Here is a 17,193-nt window from a genome sequence, read left to right on the forward strand (position 1 = left end):
GCTGCTTAAAACTGCAGTGAATATTGCGCGGTGATGCTTTGGTCTCGCGTGCGCTCACCACGCTGCTGGGCAAAGCCCAGGTCGATCGCACTGTTAGGCGTCAGGTGCGCGGTGGCGCCCAGTTCCAGCCGGGTACTGAGTCGATCCAGCGGCGCGCCGCTGACACTCATGACTCGCCCGCCGTCCCAGGCAGCCTGGGTAGAAGGTTGCAGGTCACCGCTGGCACGGGTGTAAGCCAGGCCGCCGCGCACACTCAACCACGACGGGCCGATCTGCGCCTTGCCCAGGTCGAGGTTCACCCGCACACCGCCGGTGGCCAGGTTCACGCTTTCTTTCGAACGTTTGCCGCGCAGTGCCGTAATGCCGCCCCGCTCGGTGTAGCCTTCGCTGCGCTGTTGCACATTGGCCAGTTGCAGGTACGGCTGCCAATCCCAGAAGTCATGGCTGAACTTATAGTTGGCCTCGGCAAATGCCTGCACGGTGCGGCTGGCGTATTTGCCGGACAAGCGGTTTTCTACACCGGGAAAGCTGACGCGGCGTTTGGTCTCAATCTCATGTTGCGCATAGGCGATGCCGCCATACAGGCCAAAAGCATCCCACGTGTGACCCGCGTGCAGGCCCAACTGGTAGGTGTCGACACTTGCCTTTCCACGCGGTCCCGCCTTGACCTCGCTGCTACCGCTGCCGGCGACTACGCCAAGGCGTGTGCCTTGTTCCAGTTGGTGATCGAAGCCGACCAAAATCCCCGTGCTGCTGTGGGAGGTGCGCGAGGTGCCGTTATCACCCGCCAGTAGCCCGGACTGACGCGGCAGTTGTACCCATATGCCACGGTTCTCTGTGTGTGGCCCGGTAGCGCGATTGTCTTGTGCAAGGCGTTGACGGTCGAACACGGCCTGACGCAACACGCGGCTGTTCTCGATCAGCACCGCTTGGGTGCTGGCATGCAGTTCGCCGCTCAACTGGTCCAGGGCCGAAGGCGCCTGCTCGGGGAACAGCGAAGTCAGGCGTTGCAGCAGTGGGGAGGTCAAAGCGTCCGTGTCGGCGACGTTGGCGACGGCCCGCTGGTTGGCCGTTTCTGCCGCCGAAGCCAGTGAGCGGCCACGGCCGAATTCCACCAGCAGGCTATTGGCTTCTTTGACTTGCGACACGTTGAGGAAGGGCGAAAATTCGCGACGGTCAATCGCAGCAAATTCGCCGCTCAAGGCCGCGTTGGCCTGCAGGATGCTGTGGCGCTGGCCCAGGTAGTAGGTGTTGGGTTGTGCGCTGAGGTACAGCGTGCCGCCGTCGATTCTGGCTTGGTTGCTCACCTGCAGTTTTGCCGGCGCCGTTGGGGTTGTGAGGCCCGTCATCAGGGTTGAACCGGCGGCTTGCTGGTAGTCACCCTGCACGTTCAGGGCGCCGTTCAGACGCAGCGTGCCACCGTCGACTATGACATCGCCCTTGAGGTTGTTAGTGCCGTCCAGCTCCAGAATGCCTTGTTTAAGCGTGGCGCCGGCGAAGCTGTTATTGCCGCTCAGGCGCAGCCAACCGATACCGCTTTTTTCCAGGCGCCCGGGGCCGCTGATATCGTTGCGCCAATCGTCCCAGGCACCGCCTTGCCAGACAATTGCACCGCCGGCGGGTCGGTCCATGTTCACCAGGGTGTCGACGCGCAGCTGGCCGGGACCGTCTATGGCTTTTTTGAGGTTCATCAGGCCCCAGCCGTAGACGTCGTCCACGCCTGGTTCGCCAAGGTCGGTGGCGGTTGTGAGCAGCACGTCGCGGATTTGCGGGTTGTTGAGGTAGGGAAAGCGCTCCATCAGCAGTGCCAGGCCGCCGGTGACGTGGGGGGCGGCCATGGAGGTGCCGGAGCTTAGCGCATAACCTGAATCGGGTTTGTCACCGGTTACTGTGAAGCCGATGACATCACCGTCTGGGCCGTAGTGGTTTTCGGTTTGTATCGAACCGCTGACCCAGGACGAGTTGATATCTGTTCCGGGCGCGGCCAGGCACCAGTCTTTGCTGAAGCCGCAGCGCCTGGAATAATCGCTCAAGGTGAGCTCTTTAGTTAAGTTGACGACGGTCAACCAATAAGGCTCCAGCTCTGCAATGGCACGTGGCAGGTTGGGATGAAGCCCGGAGTTTGGCGCTTTTTGAGGTGATTCGTTGGCTGTGGTGACGTTGCCCGCTGACCATACTTGCAGGATCCCATACTTGATAGCGTTGTCTGCGATGGCCCTGAGTTCTGCATAAACCGGGGTTTGTGTGCCGCTTAATGCAATGTCCAGCTCTGCTGCATTTGCGGGCGAAAATGCGCTCCCCCAACTGTTATTGACAACACGTACATTCTGCTTGTGCAATTGGGCATAGACGGCGTCAACCGCGGCAACTGTCGGAAGGGGAAGCCTCAAAGCGCTTGTTATGGCAATCGGGCCTCCCAGATAGGTATTGCCGAACTTACGCACGGCACTCAAGTTGGCCGCGTAAGCTACACCATGGACCCCGGAGCCATCGCGATTGGCGAGTGCTGTACCGGCAACGTGAGTGCCATGCGCGTCGTAGGTCGTTCCAACAAATCCGAGATATTCATCAAGTTGCTCTCGGGTCAGGGTGCCATCGGCTATAGACTCTTCCAGGCCTGCTAATGCTTCAGGTGGCAATGAGTCTATAACGGTTACTGCGGCGCGATCACCTTCGGTGTAGAAGCAGCCATTTTCCAGCACGCTCCCGCTCATGCAGCCCGGGTCGGCCATCAGCACGCCGACAACTGGTTTCCCGGCAAACTCGCCATGGCGCAGGTCGGTTCCAGAGTCATAAATCCCCATTTGCACCCCTGCACCACTTAACCCTCGTGCATAAGCGTAATCGGCACCCACTGCGCCCAACCCCCAGTTACTCTTGAACTCTTCGCTGCGCCAACTGGCGGCGTTGTGCAGCCGGCCTTGTTCGGTGTAGCTGGCGGCTTCAACCGGCATTGCTGACAAGCACCCAAGCACACAGAGGGCGATAGCATTATGCTTGAATGATGATTGAGCGGGCGCTTTTGCGGCTGCCGCTCGGGCGTTTTTCGTGGGCAACATAGTCCACACACCTGCACATAAAATTGGGCTGACAGGGTGTGCGAGTACGCAGAGTGATTAATGTAGGAGTTGGCTTAGAGGGAAGGAGAAAGTTAACTGGTTGCTGATAAACGCGGGTTACTGCGATGCCCCCTCTTCACTCAAAGAGGGGGCCGTCGCTATTACAACAACTCGAACGTCTGCTGCTGCACATCCTGGGAGTCCAACCCGATCTGCACATTGAACTCGCCCGGTTCCGCCGCGAACTTGAGTTGAGTGTTGTAGAACTTCAAGTCTTCCTCGCTGATGGTGAAGTGCAAAGTGCGCTCTTCACCGGCCTTGAGCATGACTTTCTGGAAGTTCTTCAGCTCTTTAACCGGGCGGATCATCGAGCCGGCCACGTCCTGGATGTACAACTGCACTACGGTTTCGCCATCGACTTTACCGGTGTTCTTCACGGTGACGCTGGCATCAAGCTTGCCGGTCTTGTTCAGGGTGGTGGACGACAGCGCCATGTCCGACAGGCTGAACGTGGTGTAGCTCAAGCCATAACCGAACGGGAACAGCGGCCCGGTAACGTCATCGAAGTACTGCGAGGTGTAGTTGCCCGGCTTGCCTGGGGTGAACGGCCGGCCGATGCTCAGGTGGTTGTAGTAGGTCGGAATCTGCCCCACCGACCGTGGGAAGGTGATCGGCAGCTTGCCCGATGGGTTGTAGTCACCGAACAGCACGTCGGCGATGGCGTTGCCGCCTTCAGTGCCGGCAAACCAGGTTTCCAGGATCGCGTCAGCCTCTTTGTTTTCATCCACAATCGACAGCGGGCGGCCGTTCATCAGCACCAAGACCAGCGGTTTGCCGGTGGCTTTGAGCGCCTTGATCAGGTCGCGCTGGCTTTGCGGGATGTTCAGGTCGGTGCGGCTGGAAGACTCGTGGGACATGCCACGGGACTCGCCCACGGCGGCGACCACTACGTCGGCTGCCTTGGCGGCCTTGACCGCTTCGTCGATCATCACCTGGGCTGGGCGGGTGTCATCGACCACTTCCGGCGCATCGAAGTTGAGGAAGTTGAGGTAGTCGACCACGGCCTTGTCATTGGTGATGTTGGCGCCACGGGCGTAGATGATTTTGCCTTTGTCGCCGATTACAGCGTTCATGCCGTCCAGCAGCGTGACGGATTGTTCAGGCTTACCGGCGGCGGCCCAACTGCCCATCATGTCGATCGGTGCCTTGGCCAGCGGGCCTACCAGCGCGATGGTCGCGGATTTTTTCAGCGGCAGGGTGTCGTTGTGGTTTTTCAGCAAGACCTGGCTGCGGCGTGCAATATCGCGCGCATCGCTGCGGTGCAGGCGGCTGTCGGCATAGGTGTCGGCCGGGTCATCTTCGGCCTTGCCGATGCGCAGGTACGGGTCTTTGAACAGGCCCATGTCGTACTTGGCGCCGAGCACTTCGCGCACCGCATTGTCGATGTCGCTTTGCTCGATTTCGCCGGATTTGAGCAGGCCGGGCAATTCCTTGCCGTACAGCGAGTCGTTCATGCTCATGTCGATGCCGGCCTTGATCGCCAGCTTGGCAGCCTCACGCCCGTCCTTGGCCACGCCGTGCTTGATCAGCTCGAAGATCGCGCCATGGTCGCTCACGGCCAAACCTTTGAAGCCCCAGTCCTTGCGCAACAGGTCGTTCATCAGCCAGGTGTTGGCGGTGGCCGGTACGCCGTTGATCGAGTTGAGCGCCACCATCACGCCGCCGGAACCGGCCTTGATCGCCGCGTGGTACGGCGGCAGGTAGTCCTGGTACATCTTGACCGGGCTCATGTCGACCACGTTGTAGTCGCGACCGCCTTCCACCGCGCCATACAGGGCGAAGTGCTTGACGCTGGCCATGATGCTGTCGGCATTAGCCGGGCTTACGCCCTGGAAGGCCTTGACCATCACTTCGGCAATGCGTGAGACCAGGTAGGTGTCTTCACCAAAACCTTCGGAGGTGCGGCCCCAGCGCGGGTCGCGGGAAATGTCGACCATCGGCGCAAAGGTGATGTCGAGGCTGTCGGCAGCGGCTTCCTGGGCGGCGATGCGCCCGGAGCGGCCGATGGCGTCCATGTCCCAGCTGGAGGCCAGGGCCAGGCTGATCGGGAAGATGGTGCGGTGGCCGTGGATCACGTCATAGGCGAAGAACATCGGGATCTTCAACCGGCTGCGCATGGCCGCGTCCTGCATCGGACGGTTTTCCGGGCGGGTGATCGAGTTGAACGTGCCGCCGATGCGGCCGGCGGCGATTTCCTTGCGGATCAGCTCGCGGGGCATTTCCGGGCCGATGCTGATCAGGCGCAATTGGCCGATCTTTTCATCCAGAGTCATCTGCTTGAGCAGGTCGCTGACGAAGGCGTCCTTGTCTTTAAGCGCAGCAGGCTTTGTTTCTGCCCAGACGGGGTGGGTGGCCAGAGTGGCAACAAGGCCGAGCAAACACAGCTTTTTCATGAATATCCTTTTTCGGCTACTGCACAGCGAAAATGCGCTGGTCTGCCAAAATGTGGGGGAACCTATGTTGTTGTTCGAGTGTTATTGCAGTAAATGCACCACACTTGTGAACTCTTATTCGCGCTGGGCATCTTTTTAGCTGATTGGCTCGACGCAATCCAGTGGTGGCGGATTATGCCCCAAGCGCGCGGTTTATAGGGTTAGTCGTCACATTCCATCCAGATTGGGCAGGAGAAACACTATGCAAGCAGCACAACATTACCGCTGGGGCTTCAAGGCCGCGGCTTTGCTACTGATCAGCACGGTGCTGAGCGGTTGCGGCATCAACACCATTCCGACCCTGGACGAACAGGCCAAGGCGGCCTGGGGCCAGGTGCAGAACCAATACCAACGCCGCGCCGACCTGATTCCCAACCTGGTGGAAGTGGTCAAGGGCTATGCGGCCCATGAGCAAGACACCCTCACCGCTGTGATTGAGGCGCGGGCCAAGGCCACCTCGATCCAAGTGGATGCCAGCACCCTCGACAACCCCGAGAAGCTCAAGCAGTTCCAACAGGCTCAAGACGGTTTGAGCGGCGCACTCAGCCGTCTGATGGTGGTGTCCGAGCGTTACCCGGACCTCAAAGCCAACCAGAACTTCCTGGCGTTGCAGTCTCAGCTTGAAGGCACCGAAAACCGTATTGCCGTGGCCCGTCGCGACTTTATCCAGGCGGTGCAGGCTTACAACACCGAGATCCGCACCTTCCCCGGCCGCCTGTGGCATAGCGTGATGTACAGCGACTTGCCGATCCGCGCCACGTTTGAAGCCACCAGTGCCGACGCCGATAAAGCGCCGCAAGTGAAGTTCAAATAAGGCTTCTCTGAGGTGTCGATGCGTTTATTACGGATAGGCTTGGCGCTGTGGCTGCTGGCCTGCGTGGGCGTGGCCCAGGCGGCGCTGACCTTCCCGGCCTTGACCGGGCGGGTGGTGGACACCGCACAGATGATCGACCCGGCGGTACGTGCGCAGCTGACCCAGCAATTGCAGGCGCTGGAGCAAACTTCGGGTGACCAGATCGTGGTGGTCACTGTGCCTGACCTGCAGGGCGTGCCCATTGAGGACTACGGTTATCAATTGGGCCGCCAGTGGGGCATCGGCCAAAAGGGCAAGGACAACGGCGCGCTGTTGATCGTCGCCCGCGATGAGCGCAAATTGCGCATCGAAGTCGGCTATGGCCTCGAAGGCGTGCTGACCGATGCGCAGTCGTGGGTGATCATCAACCAGGTGATCGCGCCCAAGTTCAAGGCCGGTAATTACAGCCAGGGCATCAGCGACGGCGTTGCGGCCATGATTCAGGTGGTGGGCGGCGAGCCGCTGGCCGTGCCGGCGCATGTGGCGGATGCGAATTTTGCCAAGGATAATCCGGGGTTTTCCATCGGTTTGTTCATCCTGCTGATCGGCGTGTTGTGGCTGTGTAATCGGCTGGGGCTGCCCGTTGGCGCTATCCTGCTGGCGATTCTCAGCAGCAGTGGACGCGGCGGCGGTGGCGGGGGCGGCGGTGGTGGCTTCAGAGGCGGCGGCGGTGGTTTTGGCGGCGGTGGTGCCTCAGGTGGCTGGTAATGACAATAACTAGAACAGAGCATCTACAACCATGGCATTACTGACTGAACACGAGCAGCGCCAAGTCGCCGAAGCGATCGCACGCGTCGAAAAAACCACCGACGCCGAGCTGGTCACCGTGCTGGCCGCGCGCGCGGATGATTACGCCTATATCCCGCTGCTGTGGGCCAGCCTGGTCGCCTTGGTGGTACCTGGCATCGTGCACTACCTGTCGGGCTACCTGACCATGTACACCTTGCTGTTGGCGCAATGGGCGACCTTCATTGTGTTGTGCCTGGTGTTTCGCCTGCCCAAGGTCACCACCCGCCTGATTCCGCGTTCGGTACGCCACTGGCGTGCATCGAACCTGGCCCGTCGACAGTTCCTGGAGCAAAACCTGCACCACACGCTGGGCAGCACCGGCGTGCTGATTTTTGTCAGCGAGGCGGAGCGGTATGTGGAGATTCTGGTGGACGATGGTATTTCCAGGCACCTGGATGACAGCAGTTGGGATGAGATCGTCAAGGCATTCACCCAGCAGGTGAAGCAGGGGCAGACGCTGGCGGGGTTTATTGCCTGCATCGAAGCGTGTGGTGAATTGCTGAAGGTGCATGTGCCGGTGACGCAGACGCGTAATGAGCTGCCTAACCGCCTGATAGTGCTGGAATAGCTGCTTTTCTGTGGGAGCCGGGCTTGTGTGGGAGCTGGCTTGCCCTCCACATAAGTCAGTTTCCAGAGAAAAGTGATTCCCGCATTTGATTTGCGGCGGCTGAGCGACCGTTGATCAAATAACCCCGTGCCCTAAACCTTCATCCCCCCTAAAATGCCCGGCATTCTTTGCCCGAGGCGTTTTTGTTCATGTCTGTCACCGCTCAACCTGCCAGCCCTGCGCCGGATCATCACGCCCAGTTCATCGAACTGCTGAGCGCAAGCCTCGCGCAGAACGCGTTTATCAAGCTGGTGCTGGCCAAGTACGTCGGCGAAGAAGCCGAGTTGCAGCGGCTGATCATCAAGCAGGTCGTGGTCAAGGAGCAGGCGTGCCTGTCCTTTGTTTATCGCTACAAGACCCGCGACATTACCAAGAACTTCCCGCTGGCCGAAGGCGTGGCGGCAATTGCCGCGCTGCTGCCGGCGTCGTTCAAGAATGCGCACCTGTTGTCGATGACCGACGAAGCCCAGCTGGAATACAGCAAAAAGAACAAAAGCTCGCTGTTCAAAAGCAAGCCGCAGCAACTGCGCGAGGCGCCTTCTGCTGAGCATAACCGCGAGAAAAACCGCTTCCTCGACTTGAGCCGACCCTTCCTCGCGGACCTGGGCGTCACCGACGCCAAGCAGGCGCTGATCCCATCGATGTCGCGCAAATGGAAGCAGATCAACAAGTTCATCGAAGTGTTCAGCCATGCGCTGACCTCATCGCCGTTGAAGCTTGACCAGCCGGTGCGCGTGGCGGATTTCGGTTCGGGCAAGGGCTACCTGACGTTCGCCATTCACGATTACCTGCGCAACACCCTCAAGGCCGAGGGCGAAGTGACGGGTGTGGAATTGCGTGAAGACATGGTAACCCTGTGCAACACCGCCGCCGCACGCCTGGAGCATCCGGGGCTGGTGTTCAAGTGTGGTGATGTGCGCAGTGTGGCGCCCAGCGAACTGGATGTGATGATCGCCCTGCATGCCTGCGATATCGCCACCGACTACGCGATCCACACCGGCATCCGTTCCGGTGCGTCGATCATCATGTGCTCGCCGTGCTGCCACAAACAGATCCGCCTGCAGATCCAGAGCCCGGTGCTGCTCAAGCCGATGCTGCAGTACGGCCTGCACCTGGGCCAGCAAGCGGAAATGGTCACCGACAGCTTGCGTGCGTTGTTCCTGGAAGCCTGTGGCTACGAGACCAAGGTGTTCGAGTTCATCTCGCTGGAACACACCAACAAGAACAAGATGATTCTGGCGGTCAAGCGCACCGAGCCTGTGGACAATGCGCAACTGTTGGAAAAAATCCAGGAGCTGAAGGCGTTCTACCACATCAGCGAACACTGCCTGGAAACCCTGCTGCGCGCGGATGGCTTCTTGAACTGAATGCGGTCTCCTGTGGGAGCTGGCTTGCCTGCGATGGCATCACCTGGGTTTGCTGATAGACCGAGGTGTCTGCATCGCAGCGGTGCGACGATTCGACAAGCCAGCTCCCACACAAGCCGGTGCAGGCTGCACCGCCGTCTTGCGCCCGAGCATCACCGTAATGATCACGCCACACGCAAACACCCAGGTAATCGGCTCGATATGTTCACCAAAGAACAACGCCGAAAACGCGATGGTAAAGAAGATCTGCAACAGCTGAATCTGGCTGACCCGCGCAATGCCGCCCATGGCCAGCCCGGCGTACCAGGCGAAGAACCCCAAAAACTGCGAGAACAGCGATACATACCCAAACGCCCACCAGGTGCGCATGGAAATCGCGCCTTGATGCTGCGCCGCCAAGTACCACACCGGGCCGATCAATACTGGTGTCGACAGCACCAGCGCCCAGCAGATCACCTGCCAGCCGCCCATTTCCTTGGCCAACCGGCCGCCTTCGGCATACCCCAGGCCGCCCACGGCAATCGCGCCGAGCATCAGCAAATCGCCGGCCTGGATACTGCCCGCGCCAGTGATCAACGCATAACTCAGCACCAACGCACTGCCCAGCGCTGCGCAGGCCCAGAAGGCTTTTGACGGCCGCTCATGTGACAGCCACGCCGCATACAGTGCCACGCACAGCGGTTGCAAACCGTTGACCAGCGCGCCATGGGACGCCGGCAAGGTTTGCATGGCCCAGGCCGACAACACCGGGAAACCCAGGATCACCCCGGCAATCACCAGGCACAGACCGCGCACCTGGCGCCAGGTTGGCCAGCGCTCGCGTCGCCACAACAACAGCGCTGCTGCCGGGATCGCCGCGAACAAGGCGCGCCCGAGGCCATTGAGCAAGGGATGGATTTCCTGCACCACGATACGGGTGAAGGGCAAAGTCAGGCTGAAGATGACGACGCCCAGCAGGCCGAGGGCCATGCCGGTGTTTTCGCGCGAGCTCATGAGTGGGGACCAGAATCTGGAGGGCTTCAAGGGAAGCCCATCTAGCCACAACCCTCGCTGATTAAGGGCCTACAGCTGGTCGCAGATTTATCCGTACAGTTCCAATCGCTCTGTAGGCAGTGCCGCCGCCATCGCGGGCAAGCCCGGCTCCCACATTGGATCTCTATTGTCTGGCGGACCGAGATCTCCTGTGGGAGCTGGCTTGCCTGGGGTTGATCTCTATTGCCTGGTTGACCGAGATCTTCTGTGGGAGCTGGCTTGCCTGCGATGGCGTCACCCTGGTCTTTAGAAGAACCGCGTAATGCTGACCTTCGCATCGCGGCCCTTGGTGTAGGCACGATCACCGCTCAAGGCCGGGCGGAAGTTGTTGTTGAACAGGTTGTCCACGGTGAAGTTCACCTCGGTGCCTTTGAGGTAGGCCTGTTGCGGTTTCCATTTGGCGAACAGGCCTTGGGTGTTGTAGGCCTTGTTGCCGTACTGGTCGTAGAACAGGTCGCCCAAACTGCTGCCCGGGCCGCCGGAATATTTGTCACTCGGCAAGCGATCGGTCGCGCCAATGAACTGGCCCATCCAGCCCACCTGGGCATCCCAGGCCGGGATGTTGGTGCCCACTACCAGCACCCATTTGGTCGGTGGAATGTCACGTGCCGGTACATCCGGCCCCCACGGGTTGGTGTACGCGCCTTCGTGTTCACCCTTGGCGTAGGCGAACGACACCGAGCCGAACAGGTAGGTGGAGTTGTAGAAAGACTCCAGCTCAAAACCCTTGATGGTCAGGCCGCCGATGTTGCGGTAGTTGGACATCGCCCCAGGCGGGCAAGCGTTGGCAATGGTGCCGCCGTTGATGGCCTGGTTTTGGCAACCAACACCAGTGGCCTTGAAGATTTCGTCTTCGACTTTGTTGTGGAACAGTGTGGCGCGCACTTGCAGGTTGTCGTTCTGGGCGATCAGGTGGTCGAAGCTGGTGACGCCGCCCAACGTGATCGAGGTGATGCGTTCCGGGTCGAGGTCGACACTGGTGGCGGTGCGGCTGCCCAGGCCTTGCACTTCATATTGCTCGTCGATCACCGGCGCACGCCAAGTCTTGCTCCAGTTGGCGAACAGCCCCAGGTTCGGCGTGACGTTCCAGAACAGCGCCAGGCGCGGCGACCAGCCGGTGTAAGTGCGGTCGCTGTAATCGTGGCCGAAGGACGGATTCGGGTTGTTGTAGTACGGCGCGTCATTGCCTTCGCCACGGTTGCGCACATGGTCGTAGCGCAGCGACGGGGTGATGGTCACATCGCCCACGGTGACTGCGTCCTGGACAAAGAAACTGTTGGTGTCGACCTTGCCGTGGGGCATGAAACCCGGCTGGAAGTGCCCGTAGTTGTAGCGCGCGGTGTTGTAGGTGGTGCCGGGCATCCACATTTCGGTTTCGCGGATGTGCTTGCGGATTTGCCCGCCGACGGTCACCGCATGCTGCAAGGGGCCGGTGTCAAACAGGCTGACGTTGCGGATGTCGAGGTTCTTGTCGGTGTAGGCGGTGTCCATCTTGCGCCCGCCGGTGGCCAGTTGGAAAAACGCGGTGGCGTCGCGTTCGTCGGTCTGGTCGGTATTGGACTGGGAATATTTGACGGTCAGGTCGATCAGCGGGTTATTCACCGGCGTGTATTCGTACTTGCCTGACCAGGTGGTGTCAGTGGTGTCACGCTGGGCTAAAAAACGCTTCAGCGCGTTTTCGTAACCGTAGCGGTCGATGTTGGCCTGGGTCGGCGGCGTCGGGTAGCTGGCGGCGGAGAATGGTGTCCAGCGGTTGCTGTGGGAGCGCGAGTAAGACAGACCAACGCTGTGCTCCTCGGTGAAGTGGGCGTTGACCTTGAAGAGTTTGCCGTCCACATCCTGGGCACTGTTGGGCAGGCGCTGAGGGTTGACCGGGTATTCGTTGTTGTCGTTGGGCAGTTTGGCGGCCACCTTCATGTCGCCGCCGTCGCGCTGGGTCAGGTAGGCCAGCGCGTCGAAACGCCCGTCGTCGGTGCGGCCGTACACGGCACTGCTGTAGATCTGTTCGTGGTCATTGCTGGAGTAACCGTATTTGAGCATCGCGCCGCTGTTGCGACCGTCTTGCAGCAGGTCCGGGGCGTCCTTGGTGGTCATGTTGACCGTACCGCCAAAACCGCCGTTGCCGGTGAACGGTGAGTTGGGGCCTTTCTCGACCTCGATGCTCTTGATCAGCTCCGGCTCGATAAACACGGTGCCTTGCTGGTAGCGCTCAAAGCCGGTTTTGGTGGCGCCGTCGACGGTCATCGGCACGTCTTCGGCATCGCCGAAACCTCGAATATTGATGGTCTGGCCACCAGGTTTCAGTGAGCCGCCCTGGCTCACGCCGGGCAAGGTCTGCAACAGGCTGGGGATGTTGTTGGACTGGTAGCGGTCAATGTCGGCCTGGGTCATGGTCGAGCGGTTGACGGTGCTGGAGTCGACTTCGTTACCGGTGCCGATCACGCTGAGGGCATCCAGCTGGATGGCGCCGCTGTGGGTGGTCTTGCCCTCGTCGGGGCGCACCACGTAGGTGCTGCCGACTTTGATCAGGGTGAACTCGCCGTTTTTCAGCAGGCTGCGAATCGCCACTTCCGGGCTGAATTCACCATTGAGCGCCGGCGCCTGCACATGTTTGAGCAGTGTCTCATCGAACAACAGCTGGATTTTCGCCTGCTGCGCGACAAAGCTCAGGGACGTGGCCAGCGATTGGGCGGGCAGTTGCAGCCTGAGCGACTCGGCCTGGGCGTTGAGGCTCAAGGCCATGCAGCTGGCAATAAGGGTCGGTCGAAGAAACAGGTGCGGAGCGTGGCAAGGCGCGCGAAACATGAAATCCCCCGGGGTGGCTAAATAGCCAAAAGGTGTGCGTATCCAACACAGTCGGGAGGAAGACGGGGCAGCTGCAAAAAACCACACATGCGAATGCAAAATATTCTCAAGTGTGATGCTTGCAGGCCTTACTTGAGTGGTTCGATGCGGACAATGCCATCGGCCGAGGCCACGGTTTTAACCGGCAGCAGCGCGGGCAGGGCGCTGAGCAGGGCATCCGGGTCATTCACATCCAGATTGCCCGAGACCTTCAGTTGCGCCACGGCTTTGTTGACCTGCAAGGGCGCTTGAGGCCGGTAGAGGCTCAGTTCATCGATCAGGCTGGCCAACTCCCGATTGCGAAACGACAGGTGCCCACTGCGCCAGTCGGCCACTTCTTCGGTGGTGAGTGTCTGTTGCTGCACGGTGCCCTTGGCGTAGCTGTACGTGGCACGTTGCTGGGCGCTAAGCAACGCCACCGGGCTTTTGGCGTCCGGCTCGAAGGCGACCTGGCCGTGGGCGACGCTGACCACCAGTTGTTGCTGGCTGCGTCGCACGTCAAACCCGGTGCCGACCACCCGCACATTGGCCTCGCCGGCTTGCACGTAGAGCGGGCGCTCTTTGTCGGCGGCAACTTCGATAAAGACCTGGCCCTTGTCCAGGTGCAGGATGCGTTGATGCGCATTGAAGTCCACGCGCAGGTGGGTGTTGGCATTCACATACAGCGTGCTGCCGTCGGGCAAGGCGAGGGTGCGCATGCCTTTGGCGTGCCCGGCAATCTGGCTGTGGAACAGCGCGCGGGGTGCACCGATATTTGTCGTCAGCACGGCGCAGACCAGTGCGGCGGCCACGGCCAGAGCCGGGCGCATTATCGAGGGTTTACGCTTGGGCAGCGGTACGGGTTTATTCAGTTGCTGCAACTGGGCGAGGTCGTCCCACAGTTGTTCGAATTCGGCATAGGCACGGGCGTGGGCGGGCGTTGCCTGCCAGGCGGCAAAGGCTTTGCGCTCGGCCCGTGCTGCGCCATTACGGTTGCGGGCAAACCAGCTGGCGGCTTGGGCATCGATGGAGTCGCTCGCTTCGATGTCCAGGGCGTCGATGTCGCTCAGGCGGTTCATTCTGGCTGCTCCGTGCCGGGTTCTGATTGAAGGCGTCGCTTGCAATGCAGCAGGGCAAAAGCGATGTGCTTTTCTACCATGCTGGTCGAAATACCCATGCGCTCGGCGATCTGCGCCTGGCTCAAGCCTTCGAAGCGGTGCAGCATAAGGGCTTCTCGCCTGCGGGGCGAGAGTTCGGCGAGGACTTCTTTCAACCGTTCCAGGCGTTGCAGGCGCTGCGCGGCGGCCATGGGGTCGTTTTGTGCGTCGGTGACCGGCTCCGTGTCAGCGTTGGCCGGGTCGGAGTGAGCGCTTTGGCGTACCTTCTGTTTACGCCAGTGATCGCGCAACAGGTTGCGCGCCATTTGGAACAGAAACGCCCGTGGCTGCTCGACCTTGGCGCGGTCGCGGTAGTCCAGCCACTGGGTGAAGACATCCTGGGTCATGTCCGCCGCGTCGTTGGCGTTGTCCGTGCGCTTGCGCAGGAAATGCAGGATATCTGCATAAAACCCGCGAAAGGCATCGGCCGACAACGGGTCGGGCTTGGGACGAGACATGGATATCCTTCTTGAGGAAGCACGACGTAGATAAGTCGCGAATGATATCGAGAACTATTGTCATTTGTCTCTATGTAACGGGTTCATGGGTTCAAAAATGTGGGAGCTGGCTTGCCTGCGATAGCGACGATTCGACAAGCCAGCTCCCACAGGAGGCCGCGGTTTTAGCGCAGTAATGCTTTGAGCTGTTCGATCCCTGCCTCACCCAACGGGAACACCGGCAAGCGTGGATCGCCCACCTCCAGCCCGGTCAGCCGCAACCCGGCCTTGATCGTCGCGGGCAAACCGCCTTTGAGGATGAACTCCAGCAACGGCAACTGGCGATAGAACAGCTCCCGCGCCAGTGTCAGGTCATTGGCCAGCACCGCGTCATACAACTCCAGGTTCAGCTGCGGGATCAGGTTCGGCGCGGCCGTGCACCACCCCTTGGCACCCGCCGCGAAGGCTTCCAGCGCCAGCGGGTTGCAGCCGTTGTAGAACGGCACGTCGCTGTGGCGGCGCAACTGGTGCATGCGCTGAATATCGCCAGTGCTCTCCTTGACCATGGTCACGTTCGCCACCTGCTTGACGATGCGCAGGATCAAGTCCACCGACATGTCCGTGCCGCTGGTGGCCGGGTTGTTGTAAAGCATGATCGGCACGCCGATGCTGTCGCCAATCGCAGCGTAGTGGGCGAGGATTTCCGCTTCGCTGAGTTTCCAGTATGAGGCCGGCAGCACCATCACCACATCGGCGCCATTGGCTTCGGCATAACGGGCGCGACGCACGGCCTTGGCGGTGGTCAAGTCAGACACGCTGACAACAGTGGGTACGCGCCTGGCGATTTTCGCAAGGCTGTAGGCGCTGACCTCATCCCACTCCGCATCGCTCAAATACGCGCCTTCACCGGTACTGCCCAAAGGCGCGATGGCGTGTACGCCGCTGTCGATCAGACGGTCGATGGAGCGGCCGAGGGCGTCGAGGTCAATGCGCTGGCCGTCGGCGCTGAACGGGGTGATGGTGTAGCCGATGATGCCGTGAATAGTGGGGTTGGACATGGGAGGTCTCCGCTTGAAAAAGGGCAATCAGTTCAGGCAATCGGCGTGTTTGCGCAGGTTCTGCCGGGCGTAGTAGTTGAATGCGGCGCCATGGCGCTTGGGCTTGGAGATCCAGTCATGGGCCTCGCGACCCAGTTCCGGCAGGATCGGCTTGATAGTGCCCGCCGACATTGCCAGCAACTGCAACTTGGCCGCGCGCTCGATCAACTGCGCGATGACGCAGGCTTCCTCGATGCTTGCGCCGGTGGACAGCTGACCGTGGTGCGAGAGCAGGATTGCGCGCTTGTCGCCCAAAGCTCCTGTGATGATTTCGCCTTCTTCATTGCCCACCGGCACGCCCGGCCAGGCTTCCAGGAAGGCGCAATCTTCGTACAGCGGGCACAGGTCCATATGCGACACCTGCAGCGGCACTTCAAGCATCGACAGCGCGGCAATATGCGTGGGGTGCGTATGGATGATGCAGTTCACATCCGGCCGTCCACGGTAGACCCAGGTGTGAAAACGGTTGGCCGGGTTGGGAATGCCATGCCCCTCGAGTACTTCAAGGTCTTCGTTGACCAGTAACAGATTGCTGGCGGTGATTTCATCGAAACCCAGGCCCAGTTGCTGAGTGTAATAGGTGCCAGGCGTTGGTCCACGTGCGGTGATCTGCCCGGCCAGGCCGGAGTCGTGTCCGTGTTCGAACAGGATGCGGCAAGTGAGCGCCAGCTTTTGCCGGTCGGTCCACGTATTATCCGCCAGGCTGTTTTGCATCTGGATCAGTGCTTGCTTGACCAGTTGGTCTTTGGGAAGTGCTAATGTCTTGGCCATATCGGTGTCCTTTGGGTTAGAGCAAATGACACTAAAGATGCTGTATGACACTTTGTGTCATTGGCAAGCGTGATTCTGCCTTTTCTGCAGGGATTAACCGCAGCACATGTCTATCCGTTTGAAATTATTGAGAAAAAAACTTGGCGTAACCCTGGAGTCGCTGGCCGAAAAGTCCGGGATGACCAAGAGTTATCTGTCCAAGGTCGAGCGTGGGCTCAACACACCGTCGATTGCTGCCGCGCTGAAACTGGCCAAGGCGTTGAACGTGAAGGTCGAAGAACTGTTCAGCGAAGACAACGTCAGCCTCGACAGCTACAGCCTGGTGCGCAGCCACGAACGTCCGGACACCGCGCCGGGTTATGCCGTGTTGGCCCATCAGGTCAGCGAGCGCAGCCTGCTGCCGTTCATCATTTACCCGCCGGCAGAATTCACTGACAAGACCTTCAAGGAGCATCTGGGGGAGGAGTTTTTGTTTGTGCACGAAGGCCAGGTGGAAGTGGACTTCATGAACGAGCGGGTGATTCTGGAGCGGGGCGACGCGCTGCACTTCAATGCACAGAAACCTCACCGAATTCGCTCGGTGGGGCAGGTGCAGGCGCAGTTGCTGGTGGTGGTGCACAGCAGCGACGAGTGACTGTGTTCCCAGGTTGGAACACAGTCACTGTGGGAGCTGGCTTGCCTGCGATAGCGGTGGGCCAGTCAGTACTGT

At 60.3% G+C, this 17,193-nt stretch carries 13 protein-coding genes; 5 read left to right on the forward strand and 8 right to left on the reverse strand.

Annotated features, from left to right (window positions below):
• Positions 1–5: 5 nt before the first annotated feature.
• Together HBO41_RS06060 and bglX are read right to left on the reverse strand one after the other, a co-directional pair.
• Complete coding sequence (locus HBO41_RS06060; RefSeq protein WP_169985452.1) at positions 6–2,954, reverse strand: S8 family serine peptidase; 2,949 nt, start codon at positions 2,952–2,954, stop codon at positions 6–8.
• Between the two features lie 266 nt (positions 2,955–3,220).
• Positions 3,221–5,512: a beta-glucosidase BglX gene (gene bglX, locus HBO41_RS06065; RefSeq protein ID WP_169985454.1), complete on the reverse strand. Its 2,292-nt coding sequence runs from the start codon at positions 5,510–5,512 to the stop codon at positions 3,221–3,223.
• 241 nt (positions 5,513–5,753) lie between these two features.
• Between bglX and HBO41_RS06070 the strand changes: the two genes are divergently transcribed.
• The 4 genes from HBO41_RS06070 to HBO41_RS06085 all read left to right on the forward strand — a co-directional run bounded on the left by HBO41_RS06070 (position 5,754) and on the right by HBO41_RS06085 (position 9,167).
• The gene (locus HBO41_RS06070; protein WP_017137266.1) at positions 5,754–6,365 is read left to right on the forward strand and encodes a LemA family protein; all 612 of its coding nucleotides are present in this window, start codon (positions 5,754–5,756) and stop codon (positions 6,363–6,365) included.
• 18 nt (positions 6,366–6,383) lie between these two features.
• A complete protein-coding gene (locus HBO41_RS06075) occupies positions 6,384–7,112 on the forward strand; it encodes a YgcG family protein (RefSeq protein WP_026013717.1) in 729 nt (242 codons plus the stop codon).
• A 31-nt stretch (positions 7,113–7,143) separates the two neighbouring features.
• Positions 7,144–7,761 (forward strand): TPM domain-containing protein, encoded by a 618-nt coding sequence (locus tag HBO41_RS06080; protein WP_099548608.1) that lies wholly within the window; start codon positions 7,144–7,146, stop codon positions 7,759–7,761.
• A gap of 188 nt (positions 7,762–7,949) precedes the next feature.
• Positions 7,950–9,167 (forward strand): SAM-dependent methyltransferase, encoded by a 1,218-nt coding sequence (locus HBO41_RS06085; protein WP_169985456.1) that lies wholly within the window; start codon positions 7,950–7,952, stop codon positions 9,165–9,167.
• A 39-nt stretch (positions 9,168–9,206) separates the two neighbouring features.
• Here the strand turns inward: HBO41_RS06085 and HBO41_RS06090 are convergent, their stop codons facing one another.
• From HBO41_RS06090 to HBO41_RS06115, 6 genes are all read right to left on the reverse strand, one after another.
• Positions 9,207–10,160 (reverse strand): DMT family transporter, encoded by a 954-nt coding sequence (locus HBO41_RS06090; protein ID WP_017137270.1) that lies wholly within the window; start codon positions 10,158–10,160, stop codon positions 9,207–9,209.
• Positions 10,161–10,445: 285 nt separating this feature from the next.
• Positions 10,446–13,004: a TonB-dependent receptor gene (locus HBO41_RS06095; RefSeq protein ID WP_169985458.1), complete on the reverse strand. Its 2,559-nt coding sequence runs from the start codon at positions 13,002–13,004 to the stop codon at positions 10,446–10,448.
• A 128-nt stretch (positions 13,005–13,132) separates the two neighbouring features.
• Entirely contained in the window at positions 13,133–14,101 is a 969-nt protein-coding gene (locus tag HBO41_RS06100; RefSeq protein ID WP_169985460.1) for a FecR domain-containing protein, read from the reverse strand.
• Positions 14,098–14,637 carry an RNA polymerase sigma factor gene (locus HBO41_RS06105; protein ID WP_169985462.1) on the reverse strand — a complete coding sequence of 180 codons (540 nt, stop codon included), beginning with the start codon at positions 14,635–14,637 and terminating at the stop codon, positions 14,098–14,100. Before HBO41_RS06105 ends, HBO41_RS06100 begins: the two co-directional genes overlap by 4 nt.
• Before the next feature lie 164 nt (positions 14,638–14,801).
• Entirely contained in the window at positions 14,802–15,674 is an 873-nt protein-coding gene (locus tag HBO41_RS06110) for a dihydrodipicolinate synthase family protein (RefSeq protein WP_169985464.1), read from the reverse strand.
• A 27-nt stretch (positions 15,675–15,701) separates the two neighbouring features.
• Positions 15,702–16,484, reverse strand: coding sequence for an aldolase (locus HBO41_RS06115; RefSeq protein ID WP_169985466.1), 783 nt, complete (start codon positions 16,482–16,484; stop codon positions 15,702–15,704).
• 106 nt (positions 16,485–16,590) lie between these two features.
• Here HBO41_RS06115 and HBO41_RS06120 point away from each other — a divergent pair, with 106 nt between their 5' ends.
• Entirely contained in the window at positions 16,591–17,118 is a 528-nt protein-coding gene (locus HBO41_RS06120) for a helix-turn-helix domain-containing protein (RefSeq protein ID WP_058421756.1), read from the forward strand.
• Positions 17,119–17,193: the final 75 nt, after the last annotated feature.

Source organism: Pseudomonas sp. WS 5146 (assembly GCF_012985495.1).
GTDB classification, from domain to species: domain Bacteria; phylum Pseudomonadota; class Gammaproteobacteria; order Pseudomonadales; family Pseudomonadaceae; genus Aquipseudomonas; species Aquipseudomonas edaphica.